The organism is Thalassobacillus devorans MSP14, from assembly GCF_000496835.1.
Classification (GTDB): Bacteria; Bacillota; Bacilli; order Bacillales; family Halobacillaceae; genus Thalassobacillus; species Thalassobacillus devorans_B.
On sequence record NZ_KI543236.1, the window covers coordinates 740,301 to 759,516 of the forward strand.

The window sequence follows — 19,216 nt, forward strand, 5'->3', positions numbered from 1 at the left end:
TCTATTTTTTTAAGGCGGCATCATTAAAGAGCTTTTCTGAGAGAAACATCATTTATAGCAGGCTTTATGGTAAAAAATGTTTATTTCAATGGGTAGTTTAAGAGATAAAAATAGAAAAGCACCTCCTGAGGTCCAGGAGGTGCTTTAGTTTGACGATTATTTCTTACCTTCGATTTTCTGATTCTTTTCCAGGAAGCGCAGCAAGTCTCCATGTACGACTTTATCGGAGAGCTCCAGCTCTTTTTTGGCCTTCTGTTTGAGAGGAGCGCATGTTTTATCTTCAATTTCTTCTCCGGTTGATTTGTCGTAACAGATATCTTCTTTAGCAGCATAGACATATTTGTCGGTGACAACGCTGCCGTCCCGGAATATCGCTAAGTCTTCACGTTCTTTAGCAAAGAGGTCGACTCCGAATTGTACATCGTGCTTCTCTTTTATTCCTAATAGATGCAGAATCGTAGGTTTCAAATCGACTTGGCTTCCTACTGTATTCATTTCTTTTCCTTCCATACCTGGAATGTGGATGATCAATGGTACTTTCTGCAATTGTACCCGCTCGAATGGTCGGATTTCTTTGCCCAGGATTTCACTCATGGCACGGTTGTGGTTATCTGAGATGCCATAATGGTCGCCGTAAAGAACGAAAATGGTGTCTTTATATTCGCCTTGTTCTTTCATCATCTGGAAGAACTTCTTGACGGCTTCGTCCTGGTAACGCATGGTCTGGAAGTAACGGTCGACAGAACCATCCCCGGTTTCTGCCGGTTCGATCATCTTCATTTTTTCATTATCCAGGATATAAGGATAGTGATTGGTCATGGTAATGAATTTTGCATAGTATGGTTCTTCCAGCCCTTTGAGCATCGGCATGGATTGTTCAAAGAATGGAATATCTTTCAAACCATAGTTGACCGAGTTTTCTTCTGTAACATTATATTCTTCTTTAGAGAAATAACGATCGTATCCAAGGGATTTGTACATGACATCACGGTTCCAGAATGTATCGTGGTTACCGTGAAGTGCTACAGGTGTGTATCCCTCTTCTTTCAAAATTTCCGGTGTTGCATTAAATTCGTTCCCGGCATTGGTAGTGAATACTGCTCCCCGGGATAATCCGTACATAGAATTATCGAGAAGGAACTCGGAATCGGAAGTTTTTCCCTGGCCGGTATTATGATAAAAGTTTTTGAAGTAAAAACTGTCATCAGTCAGGTCATTTAAAAATGGTGTGATTTCCTGACCGTGCAATTTACGGTCAATGACAAAATTCTGCGTGGACTCAAGGGAAATCAGCACGACGTTCTTACCTGCCGCTTTTCCATAGTATTTACCCTGGACACCCATTTTTCCTTGCTGGCCATTGACGTAGTTCAGTACTTCAGTCAATTCATCGCTGTCTGCAAATACACGCTTCGTCGATGTGTTAGCTGTCATGACACTATCATAGATGTGATAGTTATAGATTCCTAGAAGTTTGACAAGCTTCATCCGGTCGAAAGTACGTGTGAGAAGCTCAGGGCGTTCCTGATTCGCCAGGCTCAAGTTCACTGCACCAATGCCGAGGACTGTAGCATAAAGCATAGCAACGGTGCGTTTTTTGAATCGCATGCTTGGCTTTGTCTTTTGGCGGACTGTCCAGGCGATCAGAATCACGACGTCGATCCAGTACAGGATATCTGTCGGATGGATAAGCGCTTTGGCGCTGCCTCCAAGGTCCAGAAAGTTTTTATATTGCATAAGCACCGGCAGCGTGATGAAATCATTGAAAAACCGGAAATAGACAACGTTGGCGAAAAGCACAAATGTCATCAGGGAATAGATGACCATGAAGGCTTTATTGCGTCGTTTCGGTGAAAAGAAAAACGCTAAACCTAAGAAAAAGAGTATCGAACTGATTGGCGTTATGGCTAATATAAATTGTTGAGTATTATTTTCAATGTCAAGTGTGAAAGCTGTTTTCAAAGCATAATAGGTTTTTGCCCACAAAAACACGATGGCTACTGTGAAGAATAGCCAGCCTTTTTTTAATAGACTTTTGTATTCATTCATCCTGTTGAACCTCCTGTCAATCTTTCATGTCTAGCATAGTAGTTAAATTTAACAAATTTTTACCGAAAAGTAAACATGTACACCCGAAATATAAACACTCTAATTTGTTATTCCCATGTAAATGAAAGGTTAATCTTATTTATTTGATTTTTTAATAGAATGTAAATATATGTTGACCAGGGTGGTCTAAAAGGAATATACTAAAGTCGACCGGGGTGGTCTAAATTAACCGGAACCTCGATATGGATAAAAGGAGGGGATTCCACTGCCAAAAAAATTCATTAACTTAGATGAGGAAAAGCAGCGGATGATCTTAAATGCTGCCTTTCACGAGTTTGCTGAAAAAGGCTACGAGCAGGCATCGACGAATGCCATTGTCAAACAGGCTGGCATAGGAAAAGGGATGCTGTTCTACTATTTTAAGAATAAACAAGGGCTTTATGAATACTTGATTGAATACACGCTCCAAGTGATCATTGATGATTATTTAGAGCGGATTGATACAGAAGAACAGGATTTTATCGAGCGTTTTAAACAGGCTTCACGTCTGAAAATGAAAGCATTCCTGGAACACCCTGCTTTGTTCCGGTTTGCCGGGACATTCATGCTGGACGAAACGACAATTCCGGAAAAGCTGAAACCTCGTATGGAAAAATTGCAGCAGCTGGGCTATGCCATGATGTATGAAAACATCGATGCGTCATTGTTCCGGAATGATGTCGATGTAGAGAAAGCTTTCCAATTGATCCGCTGGTCGATCGAAGGCTATCAGAATGAACTGAAGCAGCGGCTGCAAGGAAAAAATTTAGCGGAGTTGGACTTTGATCCTTTGTGGGGTGAGTTCTATGAATACCTGGAAGTTTTGAGGAAAAGTTTTTATTCTTAAGGGAGGGGTCAGGATGACTGTGTTAACAACCAATAATCTGACGAAGCACTTTGGTAAGGTCCAAGCGCTCAATGGCGTGGATATCGAAGTCCGGGGAGGAGAAGTGTTCGGGTTTATCGGACCGAACGGCGCTGGTAAATCGACGACGCTCCGGATTTTACTTGGCATGCTGAAAGCGACAGATGGGGAGGCTATCATTTTTGGAAAAGATGCCTGGAAGGATGCGGTCAATCTCCATGAGCGGATCGCCTATGTGCCGGGAGATGTGAATCTATGGCCGAACCTTACTGGCGGTGAGGTTATCGATCTGTTTATCAAACTGCGCGGCGGCAAGCGGAATGGGCGTCGCGACGAGCTGATCCGCAGGTTTCAGTTGGATCCCACCAAAAAGTGCCGGGCGTATTCCAAAGGGAACCGTCAAAAAGTAGCACTGGTAGCTGCTTTCTCCTCAGATGCTGATCTGTATATATTGGATGAACCGACATCCGGCCTTGATCCTTTGATGGAACGCGTCTTTCAGGAATGTGTCAATGAAGTGAAGCAGCAAGGGAAAAGTGTGCTGCTGTCGAGTCATATTTTATCGGAAGTGGAGAAGTTATGTGACCGTGTCGCCATCATCCGGGAGGGACGGATCATCGAATCGGGCTCACTTTCTGACCTGCGTCATCTGACCAGAACGCAGCTGCTAGTGGAAACAAAGCAGCCAATGACTGAGCTAGCCTCCCAGCCAGGCGTCCACCATGTAGAAGAAAAAGGGAGTGCTGTCGTTTTTCAGGTGGATTCGGAAAAGCTTGATCAGGTACTTGCTTATATCAGCACGTTCGGCATCGTCAAAATAGAAAGTGCACCACCGACCCTGGAGGATTTATTCATGCGCCACTATGAGGGAGTGGAAGGGGAATGAACAAGCGATTGTATGCGAATACTGGGGTGCTGACACGGCTTGTCTTCCGACAGGATCGGATAAGACTGACCATCTGGCTGGCAGCTTTCATCGTAGCAAACCTGCTGGTTGCCAATGCTTTTGCTACTTTATACCCTAGCCACGCCGAGCGCCAGGCAATGGTGGAAACAATGATGAATCCGGCGGTTACGGCAATGGTCGGACCGGTATATGGCTTGGATAACTATACGGTCGGTGTCATGCTGGCACATGAGATGCTGCTATTGACTGCGGTGGTGGTTGGCGTCATGAATATTCTGCTGGTAGCCCGCCATACAAGAGCGGAAGAGGAAGACGGCCGAGTGGAACTGATTCGTGCCTTACCGACCGGACGGCTGTCCAATGTCGCTTCCACTTTATTGGTCTATGTGATGACCAATATCCTGCTGGCACTGCTGGTCGCTGGTTCTTTGATGCTGCTTGGAATTGATAGTATCGATGCTGCGGGATCTTTGTTGTTTGGTGCCTCGCTTGGTGTAACTGGTATCTTTTTTGCCGGACTTACGGCGGTTTTCGCTCAATTGTCTGAAAGCGGAAGGGGTACAGTCGGTCTTGGAATGGCGGTATTGCTGATCGCTTATATGATCCGGGCGGTGGGAGATGTCAGCAGTGAAACGTTATCGATGTTTTCCCCGTTCGGTTGGATAGTCCGCACGGAGACTTTTGTCAATAATTACTGGTGGCCAATATTCGTCACACTCGGAATTTCGGTGCTTTTCATAGGGGCAGCTTTTTACCTGAATGCCATTCGTGATATGGAAGCAGGATTCCTTCCTTCCAAAGCAGGTAAAAAACAGGCGTCCCGTTTGCTGCTCAGTCCATTCGGGCTGGCTGTACGGCTGCAGCGGACCGGAATCATTTCCTGGGCAATCGCAATGTTCGTGCTTGGTGCGTCATATGGATCGATTCTTGGCGATTTGGAGTCGTTTTTTGCAGAAAACAAAATGATGAAACAGCTCCTGGGCCCTGTGTCCGGCGTTACCTTGACAGAGCAGTTCATCACGATGCTGATGGCGGTACTGGCGATGATCAGTACCATACCGGCGATGATGTTCCTGTTGAAATTGAAAGGAGAAGAGGGAAAAGGGCGGGCCGCACATCTTCTCGTCCGCTCGGTTTCAAGAATCCGGCTGCTTGGCAGCTTTCTGGTATTAGCTCTGGCAGGTGGCTGGGTCATGCTGTCGCTTGCTGCGCTTGGCTTAGGTGTGGTCGGTAATGCGGTCATGGAAGAAGGTATTTCTTTGGGGACCTTTTATCAATCAGCCATGGTTTATTTGCCTGCCATGTGGGTGATGCTCGGGCTGGCTGTACTGCTGCTCGGCTGGGCTCCAAAGGTAACAGTGATCTCATGGTTGTATCTGGTTTATTCTTTTATTGTTGTATATATGGGGGGATTATTCCAACTTGATGAATGGGTGGTCAACATGAGCCCATTCGGCCATGTGCCAGAGCTTCCTGTCGAGGAAGTCAGCTGGATGAGCTTGCTCGGGTTGACCGGAATCGCGGTGCTCCTGCTTGTGGCAGGGGCAGTTGGATACCGGAAGCGGGATGTCCAGGGCGGCTAGGATTTATTCCGGGTAGAGTAATAGAGAAGACATTGGTAAAAGAGAGTGCAGAGCGTTAGAGAGCCAAAACCGGGATTAAGAGAGAATTCAGTAGTATGAGAGACAAAACTGAGATTAAGAGAGACACTTCCAGTAATATGAGAGACAATCTCAGAGAAATAAGGATAATATATATTATCAGAAGACCTATCATCTTGAAGGGAATCTTTGGCTAATCAGCTAAGGGTTCTTTTTTTATTGGAGAGATCGACAACTCATAATTAATTGATGATTGTAATACAAACGTAACTCCATATTCATTGACTATGAATAATATATTTCATATTATAATTAAAAATGAAATAAATATTTCATAAGGAGATGTTGAAAATTACTACGGATAGTAAATCGATGATATCGGAGAACAGCGGGAATTCGGCTGCACTTTTCGAAAAAGCGGGAGAAGTCATCCCTGGAGGTGTGACAGCACACATCAAGCACATCGCACCTCATCCGCTGTTCATGGAAAAGGCGAAAGGGAGCAGGCTGTATGATGTCGATGGCAATGAGTATATCGACTATCTGCTTTCCTACGGTGCGCTCATCCATGGCCATGGGCATGAGCATGTTTACCAGGCAGTCATGAACCAGATGCAATCCGATGGAACAACGATCTTTGGTACGCCGCACAAACTGGAGATTACGATGGCGGAAAAATTGATCGACTTGTATCCAGGCATCGATATGGTGCGCTACACCAATTCCGGTCTCGAAGCGACACTACTGGCGATCCGGACGGCGATGGCCTGTACTGGTAAAACGAAACTGGCTAAGTTCGAAGGTCACTATCACGGCGGATACGACCAGGTCCTCTTGAGTGTCAATCCTGACCTCGGGCAGGTCGGGGAGGAAAAAGCTCCAAAAGCAGTGCCTGAATCCAGTGGTATCCCAGAATATTATGTAGAGAATACAATCATGCTTCCATTCAATGATTTGGAAAATACGGAACGGATTTTGCTAGCGCATGCGGATGAAATTTCCGGATTGATTTTGGAACCGGTCCAGGGAGGCTTCATTCCGGCTACACAGGAATTCATGGACGGTATCCGAAAAATCACAGATGAGCTGGGGATTGTACTGATTTTTGATGAAGTGAAAACCGGCTTCCGCCTCGGATTGGGCGGTGCGCAGGAAGTATACGGAATCGAACCGGACCTGACCGCACTTGGCAAAGTGCTTGGCGGCGGGTTTCCGATCGGTGCCGTTGGGGGCAAGCGGGAGTTCATGATGACTACCGCCGTCAATGCCAGCCGTGACATTTTGACGGCAGGAGCAGATAATACGAACAAAAAACAAACCGTTTTCCACAGCGGGACATACAACGGGCATCCGACCGTGCTCGCTGCCGGGCTGGCTACGATTGAATTATTGGAACAGCAAGGAACGCTTGACGATTTATTTAAAAAAACGCAGGTTTTACGCCATCAATTAGAGGCAGTTTATCAAAAACATGGGCTGGCCATGCAGACAGTCGGGGCAGGAAGCATTTTTAATATCATTTTGACAGATACGCCAATCTTCAATTACCGTGATATGGAAAACCACGATGCCAATTTAAGAAAAGAAATCGATTATGAATTACTGAGGCTTGGCATTTATACTAAGCCGATGAACCGTTACTCGATGTCGACAGTACACACCGATGAAGATATCCAGCGGACTGTCGATGCGCATGACGAAGCGATCCGACGTGTGTTGACCGACTAAGCAGGGATGGGGCGAATCAATGCTTGCATTGGTCCCCCTTTTAGCTTGCATTGCCTATGAGAGAAAAGTAATCTGAAAACAGGAGGGAGTGCTGGGACGATGGAAAATGTTTACCAACAAATCGCTTCGAAAATGAGCGATCTAAGTAAATCGCATGTGCGAATCGCGACATACATATTAGAAAATCAGACCACGGCTCCTTTTTTGACCGTCGGTAAATTGGCGAAAATGGCTGGAGTAGGTGACGCTACCGTCGTTCGGTTTGCGACCACACTCGGATATTCCGGCTATGCGGAGATGCAGCAATTCATGCAAAGTTCCGTGCAAAAGCAGCTGACCACTGCGGAGCGGCTGAAAATATCAGAAGAAGTCTATGATAAAGAATCTTCCGGTGTCTATGAAGTTTTCCAGGATGACATTTCTAATATCCAGGCGACTATAGAGAAAATGGATGAACAGGCATTCCACCAGGCGGTGGATTCCCTGGTGCAAGCAAGAAAGGTGTACATCATCGCCAATCGCAGTGCCACCTCGCTCGGTGTGTTTTTACACTATTACCTGAATATTATCCTGAAAAATTCGGAATTGCTCCAGTCGGTGGAAGTATCTGCGGAAAAATTGTCCGAACTTGAAGAAGAGGACGTCGTCATCGGCATCAGTTTTTCCAGATATACGAAAAGTACCATCCAAATGTTCAGCTATGCCAATAAAAAGCAGGCTACTACCATTGCGATTACCGATAATTTATTATCGCCGCTTGTCCCACATGCGATTATCCCGCTGGCGGCTTCCAGTCAGATGCCGAGTCTCATTGATTCATTTGTGGCGCCGCTCAGCCTGATTAACGCGTTAATCACTTTCGTCGCGAAAGAAAAGCATGTGGATGTTCATGAGCGGCTCGATGTGCTGGAAGGAATATGGGATCATTTTGGAGTATTTGATAACCGGAGCAGCTAATATATTAAGCGGGGGTTGGACCATGAGAAAAGTAGAAGTCGTTGAATATCAAGAGCGTTGGCCGATGTTGTTTAGCGAAGAAGCCGTGCGGCTGGAGCAAATTTTCACAGGCATACTTGAGGAGATTTATCATATCGGAAGTACGTCTGTCGCAGGGCTTCCGGCAAAACCGGTGATCGATATCATGCCAGTGGTGAAAAAGATTGAGCATGTGGATCAGTTTAATGAAGCGATGGAAGCGATCGGTTATGAAGCGAAAGGGGAGCATGGGATCCCGCGTCGACGTTTTTTTAAGAAAGGAGGGGACGATCGCACCCATCATGTTCATGTATTCGAAGCCGGAAGTCCTGATATCGATCGTCACCTGGCATTTCGGGATTATCTTAGGACACATCCTGAAGAAGCGGAAGCATATGGACAATTAAAAGCGGATCTGGCAAAAAAGTTTCCAACCGATATCGAATCCTATATCAATGGTAAAGACCCATTCATCAAAGAAAGAGAGCGACGGGCGCTTGCCTGGTACCGTAAACAAAATGATTAAAAGCTGTAGTACGTGCGGAAGTCTGTGTTTAGGCGAGTAAAAATAAAAAGGGAGTCATCGAGCTAAAGACAAAAAATTAGTACGTATGACAGAAAAGTTGAAACCTTTACGACTGTTCATGCGTACATCCTAATAAGCGTCAAAAATGGAAGGAGGAAGCAGTGTGTTTGAAGTGTTATTTGATCTCCCATTAAATTTGCATCTCTATGCCATGGTTATGGCGGCACTGCTGCCGTTCTCCTTCCATGTTTTCAGCCATTATTTTGAAGGCTCTTACTTAAAAGGGTTAGCTTTCGATACAAGTACCGGATTCGAACGTTCGCTCACAAAAGGGGACGTGTCCAGTCCTGATTTACCGAAAGATACACACGTGTTTATCATCACAAAGTGTGTCAAACGAAAAGAGGCTCCTGATGGCGACCAGGACGACCATCCTATCCTTCTCACACCATAGATTTTAAAATTTGTGAGGAGGAGTAGCGTGAAACGTTTGGTGTTACTAGGGAGTTTATTGATGATAGTGTTAAGTGGATGTTCAGGGCCCGGAGAAGGCGGAAGTGCTTTTATACGCGATATCTTCGTCGACCCATTCACTTTTTTGATTGAAAATACAGCTATCCTGTTTGATGGCAGCTTTGGCATCGCCATTATATTGATTACGATTCTGATTCGATTGGTGCTTATGCCTTTTACGTTGAAGCAATATAAAAACCAGCAGCATATGAAAGAGAAAATGAGCGTGATGCAGCCTGAGATGAAGGTCATCCAGGAAAAGTTAAAAGAAACGGATAAACGGGAAGAACAGCTGAAACTGCAGCAGGAAATGATGGAGCTTTATAAGAAACATGGCGTCAATCCTATGGCAATGGGCTGTCTGCCACTTCTGGTACAAATGCCGGTTCTGATGGGTTTTTATTATGCGATCCAAAGCTCTCAGGAAATTGCCTCGCATTCTTTCCTGTGGTTCAGTCTGGGCGGGCCGGATATTCCGTTGGCATTGATTGCTGGAGTGATTTACTATTTCCAGTTCAAAGTACAGCAAAAACTGATGCCGCAAGATTCAGCGAATAATAATCCGATGATGCGCTGGATGGGGCTGATATCCCCTATCATGATCCTGGTGATTTCCTTTAATATGCCAGCCGCACTGCCATTGTACTGGTCTGTCGGAGGATTGTTCCTGATAGGGCAAACTCTGCTTGCGGGAAACTTGGGTCTTCGCAGTTCTAAAGCAGCGAATCAAGAATAATCATGGTTAAAAAAGGGGCACGTTCCATTCTGGACGTGCCTTTTTGCAAAAGGGAGGACAACCAATGGTAAAAGGGCTCATTTACACGATAAGCCTGGTTGTACTATCAGTATTACTTTTCTACATTGTCAACCAGGCCTTATATGTGGAAGCTTCATCGATCGCTTTTTTCCTGGCCATGATTGTCAGTCATTTGATATTGGAAAAGAATCAATGGTTCATTGAGGTGCTGGCTAAGGAAATAACCGCTTCAAAAACTAATGAAACGGAAGGAGAATGACGATGTGGTTATTTTTAGGGTTACTTGCATTGTTAGCTTCGCCAATAGTTTTTATGCTGATCCGTGAAAAATTCGGGTGGGATACCAACCGGTTTTACGGAGATGAACTGAATAAAGAAAAGCGCACATTAAAAGATGAGGCTTATGATAAGAGCGCGAAGCATGTCGGCGGTCATGATTTCGGAGGAAGCAATCATAATCATGAAGGTGATGGCTTTCGTTGAAAATTGTATTGCCCCTCCGGGGAGCGTGAGTTTCCATAAGATAATTATGTCAACCTGATATCGAATTGCTCCAATAAATCTTTGAAGGCTGGCCGTTCGTTACCCTCACGTCCTGTCACTGGATCTGCGGTCACTAAAGAATTCAATACCGCTTCTTCTGTCGCTTCCCCAATCGCGCGGAAAGCAGTGTCGATATCCCCTTCATGAATCGTGGGGAGGCTAAGCGGCTGAGCCGGTTTATCGTGTGGTATTTTCGTTGCTGTGGAAAAACCGAGTACAATATCTCCGCTGCCATGGCCGATCATCGCCCCTGTCCGGGACAACCCGGTGACAGATCGTTTGAGAATCCGGTTGAGCTGTCGTTCTGACACTGGGAGATCTGTCGCGACAATCACCATCACTGATCCTTTGTCTTTTTGTTCCCCGGAATCGAGGAGTGCCTGCTTTAAGTCCTCTCCCACAGGTTTCCCATTGACACGCAGGTCGCTCAGCATACCGAAGTTCGTTAAGACAAGCACTCCCATCGTATATACCCCATGAGCAAACTCCATGAGTCGCGAAGCAGAACCAATTCCGCCTTTCAGAGAGTAACAAAGCATTCCCCGTCCGGCACCGACCGCACCTTCTTCAAATTCAGCAGCGGTATTTGTGAGCGACTCTAATACATGTTCTTTCTGAACGGCCTGGGTACGGACATCATTCAAAAACATATCGTTACATTCACCGATGACAGGATTCACCGTACCGGTGGTCCTTCCGATTTCCGGGTTCTGTTCCATCGTATCTGCAATTAACGCTTCGGCAGCCGTACCGACACTTGCAGTATTGGTAAGGACAATCGGTGTTTCGAGTGTTCCGAGCTCATTGATCTGTATAGTTCCGATCGTTTTTCCAAATCCGTTGATGACGTGGCTTGAGGCGATCAATTTTTCCTTGAACACGTTGCCCTGGTGAGGAAGAATGGCAGTCACGCCTGTCTGTATATCCTTATTTTTTAAGGTAACATGGCCGACAGTTACACCAGCGACGTCGGTGATCGCGTTGAGCGGTCCGCGGCTCAATCGTCCGATTTTCACCCCAAAATCGGCAATTCTTTTTTGGTTATACATAACAATCACCTTGCTTTCTGCTAAACTCGTTCATTCATTGTATCACTATTTTTTATGATTAATGGAGGTAAGTCAAATGATAATAAGAAAAACTGTCGCCATTATCAATGTGCTCCTCACCGGCATCGTAGCAGTCCTGATTTCTACCTTTTTCGCTTCCGGGGGTATAGGTGAAAATTATTCCGATCAAACCTTCGTCGCTCCAGAATTTTTTGCAATTCTTGTTATATGGGCAATAGGAGCGTTGTTGGTTATATGGATGTTTTTTAAGGATTCGCTATATCTGTTCACTTTGTCCCTGATCCTTACGTGGCTGTCTATCCCGGTTGGCATTAAAATGGCTCAATACGTTGCGTATATTTTTGCTTGATTCAGAATTTTTTACCTTTTACCCGAGTAAAGCTTTAAATTATCATTGATTAGGCGTACAATGGATAATAATCTCAAACACCTCCACCTGGCTGGGGGTACTTTTTTATCCAAATTACTTACTTAACTAATCTAATCACATAAGGAGCCATGAACATGAGTAAAAATGCACTTACTATCGTAGAAAGTAAAACCAAACAGCCAAAGCCGAATACGGATCAGATTCCATTTGGCCGAACCTTCACCGACCATATGTTTGTCATGGATTATCATGAAGAGAAAGGCTGGTATGAGCCGCGCATTGTACCATACGAGCCGCTGACGCTGGATCCTGCAGCAATGATTTTCCATTATGGGCAGACAGTTTTTGAAGGGCTGAAGGCTTACCGCTCGGAAGACCGCGTGCTTTTGTTCCGTCCGGAAAAGAACCTTGAGCGCTTGAATCGATCCAGTGACCGCTTGAGCATTCCGCCAATCGACGAAGAGGAAGTGATGGGGTACCTGGAGGAACTGATCAGCCTGGAAAAAAACTGGGTGCCGGATACACCAGGTACATCTTTATATATCCGCCCATTCATTATCGGTACAGAACCGAATCTATCGGTTGCTCCATCTAAAACGTATAAGCTGATGATTATCCTGTCCCCGGTCGGATCCTATTTTTCCGGCGGTTTGACACCTGTCAAAATCCGCGTCGAAGATAAGTTCACCCGTGCTGTCAAAGGCGGAACCGGCATGGCGAAGACAGCAGGAAACTATTCCGCCGCTTACCAGGCGCAAAAACAGGCGTATCAGGAAGGAAAAGCTGATGTCCTTTGGCTCGATGGCGTCGAAAAGCGGTATATCGAGGAAGTCGGCAGCATGAACATTTTCTTCAAAATCGATGGCGAAGTCGTGACACCTGCTTTGAGCGGAAGCATCCTGCAGGGGATTACGAGAATGTCTGTCATTGAACTGCTGGAAAAATGGAGCGTAACGGTTACAGAACGCCGCATCTCGATTGAAGAACTTTACCAATACCATGAAGAAGGCAAATTGGAAGAAGCGTTCGGGACTGGTACTGCCGCAGTCATCTCCCCGGTTGGCGAGTTGAACTGGCTTGGCAAGAAAATGGTGATCAACAACCACGAAATCGGCGAACTATCGCAAAAACTTTATGACACAATCACCGGCATCCAGACTGGTAAGTTGGAAGACACCCAGGGATGGACTGTCGAAGTGAAGTAAAAGGCACCAGTAGCACCCCGGGACATCCAATATCTGGATGTCCCGGGGTGTACCTGTACGAAAGTCCTCCTTTCCTGCTTACATAGATGCAGGGAGGGAGGACTTATTATTTTGTAAAAATCCCCACTGGAACAGCAAATCTAGCTCCTGAGTTTTAATTTTACAAATCTATTACAAACTTGCTCCATTGTCCTTTACACTGGAAAGGTAGACTGAACAAAAATAACAAAAGGAGTGGGAGATTTGAAGAGAGCTTTACCGATTACGGTCCTGATTGCGATGATTCTATCTTTTTACGGTCCCGTGCTGGAAGATGATCATCAAGCACATGCAGCTGTATCAGGAGATGTTATTATCAACGAAGTGGCATGGATGGGTACGACTGTCAGTTATAGTGATGAATGGCTGGAGCTGTATAATCCGAGCAGCCAGGATGTTGACCTTACCGGTTGGAGTCTGGACGCCCAGGATGGCACTCCAGCTATCGCCTTGTCAGGTACCATTCCTGCAAAGAGCTATTACATAATAGAAAGAACGGATGATTCAACCGTTTCCGGAGTTGCGGCGAATTTGATCTATTACGGCAGCCTGTCTAACAGCGGGGAAGTTTTAAAGCTTCGTGATGAAACAGGCAATATTATTGATGAAGTGGATGCATGGCATGCCGGCGATAATGATACGAAAGCTACGATGGAGCGGATTGATCCAGACAAAAGTGGAATAAATGCAAATAACTGGGCAAATTCGACAGCTGACTATACGGAGGGACTTGGTACACCAAAAGCAGCGAATTCCAGTGAAGGAGCATCTGGTTGTGCGGATAAAACAGAGAATATATCCAACGTCTCGGAAGCAGAAGGTGCAATTAACGTATTTTTCAACAAATGTGCCGACAATCAATATGCTACTGCTGGAAATGAAGCGAATGATCATGTCAATTTGGAAGATCAATTGATCGAAAGGCTGAATAGTGCAACGACCAGCATCGATTTTGCGACTTATGAAATCAATCTTCCACGGATTGTCGATACCCTGATTGCAAAAGCAGCCGAAGGGGTTAAAGTCCGGGTCATTGCGGATGCCAAGGATGCATCGGATCCTCATTATACAGAACGATATAAAACGATGCGGTTGTATGTAGAAAAAATGGTTCGCGGAAGGGACGAAACCATCGGGACAGCTGATGATATCCATGTATTTTCTGATTCCCCGATGATGGCAGTAGAGGATAGCGCGGCACGGACTGAGAAGGGATTGCCTTCTGAGGCAAGCGATATTCCGGAAGTGACGGTCGAAATCGGCAACAGTACACAAACGGGACGTTTATTTGTGGAAGCGGAGGAGAAGGACACCAATGCTTACTATTCACCAGGAAACCAGATGCATAACAAATTTGCAGTGGTGGATGATCGCTGGGTATTCACAGGAAGTTGGAACTTTACGGTGACCGGATTATATGGCTCAGAAGCCAATATGGATGCAGGAATTTTGGACGGCAACCAGCAGCATGTTGTCGAAATCAACTGGCCGGAGCTTGCTGGAATCTATGAAACGGAATTCAATGAAATGTGGGGAAGTACAGGGATGACTCCGGACAAAGTGACTTCCAATTACAGTTCCCGGAAGGTCGATAACACCGTGCATCAAGTGAATATCAATGGTGTTCCCGTTGAAATCTATTTTTCCGCAGGTGATGACGCGGTCGGGAGAATGGCGGAACTTGTGAAAAATGAAGCTGATCTTAATACGTATTTTTCTATATTCGCCTGGAGCGATCAGGCACTGGTTGACGAGTTGAAGTATAAATGGGAAGGGTCGTATAAGGATATGCAAGGTTCCTTGACCGGTTTCGATATCAAAGGAGTGTTCGACACCAGCTTCTGGAACCAGTGGTGGTCGGCAAGTGTTGATATGACGGGACGTACCGCTTCCCAGGAAAGTACGAATAATCCGAATACACGCTGGGCTAATCCGGCTCCTGTCTATCAGGATGAAGAAGCTCGTAAACTTCATAGTAAAACTATGTTGGTTGATGCGAATACGGATAGTGATCCTACTGTTATTGTTGGTTCTACCAATTGGAGCAACAATGGCAATAATGTCAATGATGAAAATATGCTGTTCATTCATGATGCAGCAATAACCAATCAATTTTTACAAGAATTCCACGCACGCTATGAACTGGCAGGAGGCACCATGCAGTAAAGTCAAAACCACACCCCGGGACATCCAATATCTGGAGGACCCGGGGTGTGGTTTTATTGTTTGTTTTTTTCTACGATCAAGTCCATCAATTTGGAGTGGCTCCTTTTTACCTTCTGAGCATCGGTGATAATGAACTCGTTGATTTCATTCGAATTTACAACTACCACCATGGAAAGGGTGCTGGGAAGTACTTTAGTGATCAAATCTAAGTCAAAAGTAATTAATCTATCTCCTGCATTTACTGTATCTTTTTCATTTACGTGTAGTTCAAAGCCCCGGCCTTCAAGCAGGTGCGTATCAATGCCGACATGAATCATGATTTCCACGTTTGCTTCTGTCAAAATGGTCACTGCATGTTTGGTAGGGAATGATTGGATAATCTCCCCTTTGACTGGAGATGCCACCATTCCTTCCGAGGGTTTCACTGCCACTCCATCTCCGAGCATTTTGATGGCGAATTTATTTTTTGGTACCTCGTGTAGGCTGCTTACCGATCCTGTAAAGGGGGAAAGAATACTCAATCTCTGTTTTTCAGGCATAGTATCATCTCCTCTTCATTCCCTAGGCTTATGTGGTTGCCGGCTTTTTCTTTTTAAGCATTTCCTCCAGCGAATGAAGCTGTCCCTGGTCATCGCGATACACAATATGCTTTCTCTTAAATTTAGTAGGGGAGTCAAGGCCGGCAGATGCGGCCAAATTGATTAGGCCTTCCCTGAGCGAAATCACATAGTTGCATGTGCGGAAAGATTTCTCTTCGACAATCAAGGCTTTTTGTAAGTCTGGGTCAGTGGTGGCCACTCCTACGGGGCAGTTATTGGTATGACAAACCTGGGCCTGAATGCATCCCACTGAAAACATCATTCCTCTTGCGATATTAACAAGGTCTGCTCCCATGGCGAGCGCCATAGCGATTTTATCCGGAGTAATTAATTTGCCAGAGGCAAAAATTTTAACACGATCTCTGACATGGTATTTTTTTAACACATCGTCAACCAGAGGAAGAGCCGTTCTGATTGGAAGACCTGTTGCATCGGCAAGCTCTTGATAGGAAGCACCGGTTCCACCTTCACCCCCATCGACTGTAATGAAATCGGGACCTTCACCTGTTTTTTTCATGTAAGCAGCCAGCTCTTCTATTTCATCTTCATGACCAACAACAATTTTGATGCCAACCGGTTTTCCGCCAGTTTTTCTTAATTGTTTAATGAATTCTACCATTTCAGGGGTGGTGTCGAATTGGTAAAAGCGGTTCGGACTATCGATGGAAGTCCATGGTTTGACGTTTCGGATGGCGGCGATTTCAGGTGTGATTTTGGCAGCATCAACATGACCGCCCCTTGTTTTCCCTCCTTGTGCCAGCTTCAGCTCAAATGCTTTTACTTCTTCGATTTCACTTTTCCGTTTGAATTCTTCCCAGGAGAAGTTGCCATCTTCTGTACGGACACCAAATAATCCCGGGCCAATCTGGCAAATGATATCGGCCCCGCCCTTCAAGTGGTGCTGGGTCAGCCCGCCTTCACCAGTATTCATCCAGGTACCCCGCGCTAAACCGAGACCGGTAGACAGAGCGGTGATCGCTTTTTCTCCCAGAGATCCGTAGCTCATTGCAGACTGTCCGACAAGTCCTTTTATGTGAAAGGGATGCCTGCAGCTGTTTTCCCCAATTACTATGGCATCTTCAGCCGGCAATAAAACAGGATCGACATCTACATATTCGCGATGTTCCTTCCTTGTAAACAATTTATCTTTGTCGATTTTATAAACCTTGGTCTTAACCGTTTGATCCTTATCCATTCGCATCTCGTTACGATGGGCAGGAAACATCGAATTTTTGATATAGTAGCCGGGAGAATCAAAGTCCTTTTCCGACCCAAATCCTAACATTCTATCTTTATATTTAGCAGAAAGGTAAGTGCTTTCCATTTCATTACGAGGAAATGGCTTCCCTTCATAATCGTTGTGGAATAAGTATTGTCTGAGTTCAGGACCCATTTTCTCTGTGATATATCTGGCTTTTCCTAATACAGGGAAATTTCGGAGGACAGCATGCTCTTTTTGTTTTTCATCTTTCAAACGTAAATGAAAGATGAAAAGCAACGGAAGCAATAGGACAACTGAAAACAGAACAACGAAACTTATTAAAATGTAATCGACCAGTTCCATTTAAGTACGCCCCCTTACGTGTCATTTCTAATTTTATTCCTCGTCTCATTCTTATTAAACATGGGAGAGAGAAGAGGGGCAAGGTGCTTAACAACAAGAACACCCCGGGACATCCAATATCTGGAGGACCCGGGGTGAAGATGAAGAAGAAGGTGAAGAAGTATTTAGGAGTGCTGCAGGGCGGCTGCTTTCATGGTGCCGGTTTCTTTGAAGCGGGTATGCCATTCGAAGGCTTTTTCCAGCACGTGTGGTGTCTGGCCGCCTTTTTCCCACGCGTCTTCATAATACGAATAAAGCTGATCGCGGTACATCGGGTGCGCACAGTTTTCAATAATCAATGGCACACGTTCTTTTGGTGCCAGGCCGCGCAGGTCCGCGTAACCCTGTTCGGTCACAATGACGTCGACGTCGTGTTCAGTATGATCCACATGCGAAACGAATGGGACCACGCTCGAGATGTCGCCATTTTTGGCAATAGACTTCGTGACAAAAATAGCAAGCCGTGAATTACGCGTGAAGTCACCGGAACCTCCAATCCCATTCATCATTTTGGTGCCAAGCACATGAGTGGAGTTGATGTTGCCATAAATATCGACTTCAAGCGGCGTATTGATCGAAATCAGACCTAGCCTGCGGATGATTTCCGGGTGATTCGAAATTTCCTGTGGACGCAATAGCAGCCGGTCCCGGTAGCGGTCGATATTACCGTAAACTTCATCGAGCTTGGATTCAGACAGTGTAATCGAGCAGCCGGAAGCGAACTTGATTTTTTCTGCATCCAGGAGATCGAAAACTGCATCCTGTAACACCTCTGAGTAAACTTCCAAATCCGTGAATTCAGAATCGAGTAAACCATGGAATACGGCATTGGCCACTGAACCAATTCCCGACTGCAATGGGGCCAGATTCTCAGGAAGCCTTCCTATTTCTACTTCTTTTCGTAAAAAGTCAATCAGGTGGTTTGCCATCGTTGCTGTCTCGTCATCCGGCGGCACTATTGTAGATGGAGAGTCCGGCTGATTGGTGATGACGATCCCCTTAATTTTCTCTATATCAACCTGGATGCCGATCGTGCCGATACGGTCATCGACTTCCGTCAACGGAATTGGCTGACGTTTTCCCTGCGCTCCTAATTCATAGATGTCATGCAAGCCCTCAAATGCATCGGATTGGGCCAGGTTCAATTCAACAATCACATTTTCTGCTTTCTCCGCAAAAATAGAAGAGTTGCCAACAGAAGTGGATGGCACAATCATCCCGTCTTCTGTAATTGATACCGCTTCCACAATAGCGTAATCAATCGGATTCAATACATCCTGACGAATCGCTTCAGCAGTGTGGGACAAATGCTGGTCGACAAACAGCATGTCTCCATGGTTTATTTCATTTCGCATCGTTTTATCAGCCTGGAACGGCAGACGTTTATTCACGATTCCAGCTTCCGCCATCAGCCGATCAATATCAGATCCGAGGGAAGCCCCGGTATATACATTCACTTTAAAATGTTCTTCTTTCGCTCTTTCAACAAGAGCCGAAGGGACCGCCTTAGCGTCACCGGCACGGGTGAATCCGCTCAAACCAAGCGTCATTCCGTCTTTAATCCAGGAAGCAGCTGTTTCCTCTGAAACGATGCGATCCTCCAGGCGTGTATCTCTTAATCGTTGTTTATAATTCTGTTCCATACCAAAACCTCCATGCTG

The 19,216-nt window shown here is 45.5% G+C and carries 18 protein-coding genes; 13 read left to right on the plus strand and 5 right to left on the minus strand.

Annotation, left to right across the window (positions count from 1 at the left end; translation table 11 throughout):
• Window positions 1-156: 156 nt before the first annotated feature.
• On the minus strand, window positions 157-2,049 hold the full coding sequence (locus P855_RS0104615) for an LTA synthase family protein (protein WP_028782468.1): 1,893 nt from the start codon (window positions 2,047-2,049) through the stop codon (window positions 157-159).
• 307 nt (window positions 2,050-2,356) lie between these two features.
• Between P855_RS0104615 and P855_RS0104620 the strand changes: the two genes are divergently transcribed.
• The 10 genes from P855_RS0104620 (at window position 2,357) to P855_RS0104665 (ending at window position 10,443) form a co-directional block, all read left to right on the plus strand.
• On the plus strand, window positions 2,357-2,935 hold the full coding sequence (locus P855_RS0104620; protein ID WP_051353086.1) for a TetR/AcrR family transcriptional regulator: 579 nt from the start codon (window positions 2,357-2,359) through the stop codon (window positions 2,933-2,935).
• A 13-nt stretch (window positions 2,936-2,948) separates the two neighbouring features.
• On the plus strand, window positions 2,949-3,839 hold the full coding sequence (locus P855_RS0104625; RefSeq protein ID WP_028782470.1) for an ABC transporter ATP-binding protein: 891 nt from the start codon (window positions 2,949-2,951) through the stop codon (window positions 3,837-3,839).
• Complete coding sequence (locus P855_RS0104630) at window positions 3,836-5,443, plus strand: ABC transporter permease (protein ID WP_028782471.1); 1,608 nt, start codon at window positions 3,836-3,838, stop codon at window positions 5,441-5,443. The genes P855_RS0104625 and P855_RS0104630 overlap by 4 nt, the downstream gene beginning before the upstream one ends.
• Window positions 5,444-5,833: 390 nt before the next feature.
• Window positions 5,834-7,189: an aspartate aminotransferase family protein gene (locus P855_RS0104635; RefSeq protein ID WP_028782472.1), complete on the plus strand. Its 1,356-nt coding sequence runs from the start codon at window positions 5,834-5,836 to the stop codon at window positions 7,187-7,189.
• A 99-nt stretch (window positions 7,190-7,288) separates the two neighbouring features.
• On the plus strand, window positions 7,289-8,146 hold the full coding sequence (locus tag P855_RS0104640) for a MurR/RpiR family transcriptional regulator (protein WP_028782473.1): 858 nt from the start codon (window positions 7,289-7,291) through the stop codon (window positions 8,144-8,146).
• A 22-nt stretch (window positions 8,147-8,168) separates the two neighbouring features.
• Window positions 8,169-8,690 (plus strand): GrpB family protein, encoded by a 522-nt coding sequence (locus P855_RS0104645; protein WP_028782474.1) that lies wholly within the window; start codon window positions 8,169-8,171, stop codon window positions 8,688-8,690.
• A gap of 163 nt (window positions 8,691-8,853) precedes the next feature.
• On the plus strand, window positions 8,854-9,144 hold the full coding sequence (locus P855_RS0104650) for a hypothetical protein (RefSeq protein ID WP_028782475.1): 291 nt from the start codon (window positions 8,854-8,856) through the stop codon (window positions 9,142-9,144).
• A gap of 60 nt (window positions 9,145-9,204) precedes the next feature.
• A complete protein-coding gene (gene yidC / locus P855_RS20505) occupies window positions 9,205-9,939 on the plus strand; it encodes a membrane protein insertase YidC (RefSeq protein WP_051353151.1) in 735 nt (244 codons plus the stop codon).
• A gap of 64 nt (window positions 9,940-10,003) precedes the next feature.
• The gene (locus tag P855_RS20510) at window positions 10,004-10,219 is read left to right on the plus strand and encodes a hypothetical protein (protein WP_051353088.1); all 216 of its coding nucleotides are present in this window, start codon (window positions 10,004-10,006) and stop codon (window positions 10,217-10,219) included.
• A 2-nt stretch (window positions 10,220-10,221) separates the two neighbouring features.
• The gene (locus P855_RS0104665; RefSeq protein WP_028782476.1) at window positions 10,222-10,443 is read left to right on the plus strand and encodes a hypothetical protein; all 222 of its coding nucleotides are present in this window, start codon (window positions 10,222-10,224) and stop codon (window positions 10,441-10,443) included.
• 44 nt (window positions 10,444-10,487) lie between these two features.
• On the opposite strand, the gene P855_RS0104670 is transcribed toward P855_RS0104665, so the two are convergent.
• Window positions 10,488-11,552 carry a P1 family peptidase gene (locus tag P855_RS0104670; RefSeq protein WP_037985634.1) on the minus strand — a complete coding sequence of 355 codons (1,065 nt, stop codon included), beginning with the start codon at window positions 11,550-11,552 and terminating at the stop codon, window positions 10,488-10,490.
• Window positions 11,553-11,628: 76 nt separating this feature from the next.
• On the opposite strand from P855_RS0104670, the gene P855_RS0104675 reads away from it, so the two are divergent.
• The 3 genes from P855_RS0104675 (at window position 11,629) to P855_RS0104685 (ending at window position 15,353) form a co-directional block, all read left to right on the plus strand.
• Window positions 11,629-11,922 (plus strand): hypothetical protein, encoded by a 294-nt coding sequence (locus P855_RS0104675; RefSeq protein ID WP_051353089.1) that lies wholly within the window; start codon window positions 11,629-11,631, stop codon window positions 11,920-11,922.
• 155 nt (window positions 11,923-12,077) lie between these two features.
• A complete protein-coding gene (locus P855_RS0104680) occupies window positions 12,078-13,148 on the plus strand; it encodes a branched-chain amino acid aminotransferase (protein WP_028782479.1) in 1,071 nt (356 codons plus the stop codon).
• Window positions 13,149-13,391: 243 nt separating this feature from the next.
• Window positions 13,392-15,353, plus strand: coding sequence for a phospholipase D-like domain-containing protein (locus P855_RS0104685; RefSeq protein ID WP_037985635.1), 1,962 nt, complete (start codon window positions 13,392-13,394; stop codon window positions 15,351-15,353).
• Window positions 15,354-15,406: 53 nt separating this feature from the next.
• On the opposite strand, the gene P855_RS0104690 is transcribed toward P855_RS0104685, so the two are convergent.
• From P855_RS0104690 to P855_RS0104700, 3 genes are all read right to left on the minus strand, one after another.
• Window positions 15,407-15,892: a PTS sugar transporter subunit IIA gene (locus P855_RS0104690; RefSeq protein ID WP_028782481.1), complete on the minus strand. Its 486-nt coding sequence runs from the start codon at window positions 15,890-15,892 to the stop codon at window positions 15,407-15,409.
• Between the two features lie 28 nt (window positions 15,893-15,920).
• Window positions 15,921-17,516 (minus strand): FMN-binding glutamate synthase family protein, encoded by a 1,596-nt coding sequence (locus tag P855_RS0104695; protein WP_028782482.1) that lies wholly within the window; start codon window positions 17,514-17,516, stop codon window positions 15,921-15,923.
• A gap of 164 nt (window positions 17,517-17,680) precedes the next feature.
• On the minus strand, window positions 17,681-19,198 hold the full coding sequence (locus P855_RS0104700) for an acetyl-CoA hydrolase/transferase family protein (protein WP_028782483.1): 1,518 nt from the start codon (window positions 19,196-19,198) through the stop codon (window positions 17,681-17,683).
• Between the last annotated feature and the right edge of the window lie 18 nt (window positions 19,199-19,216).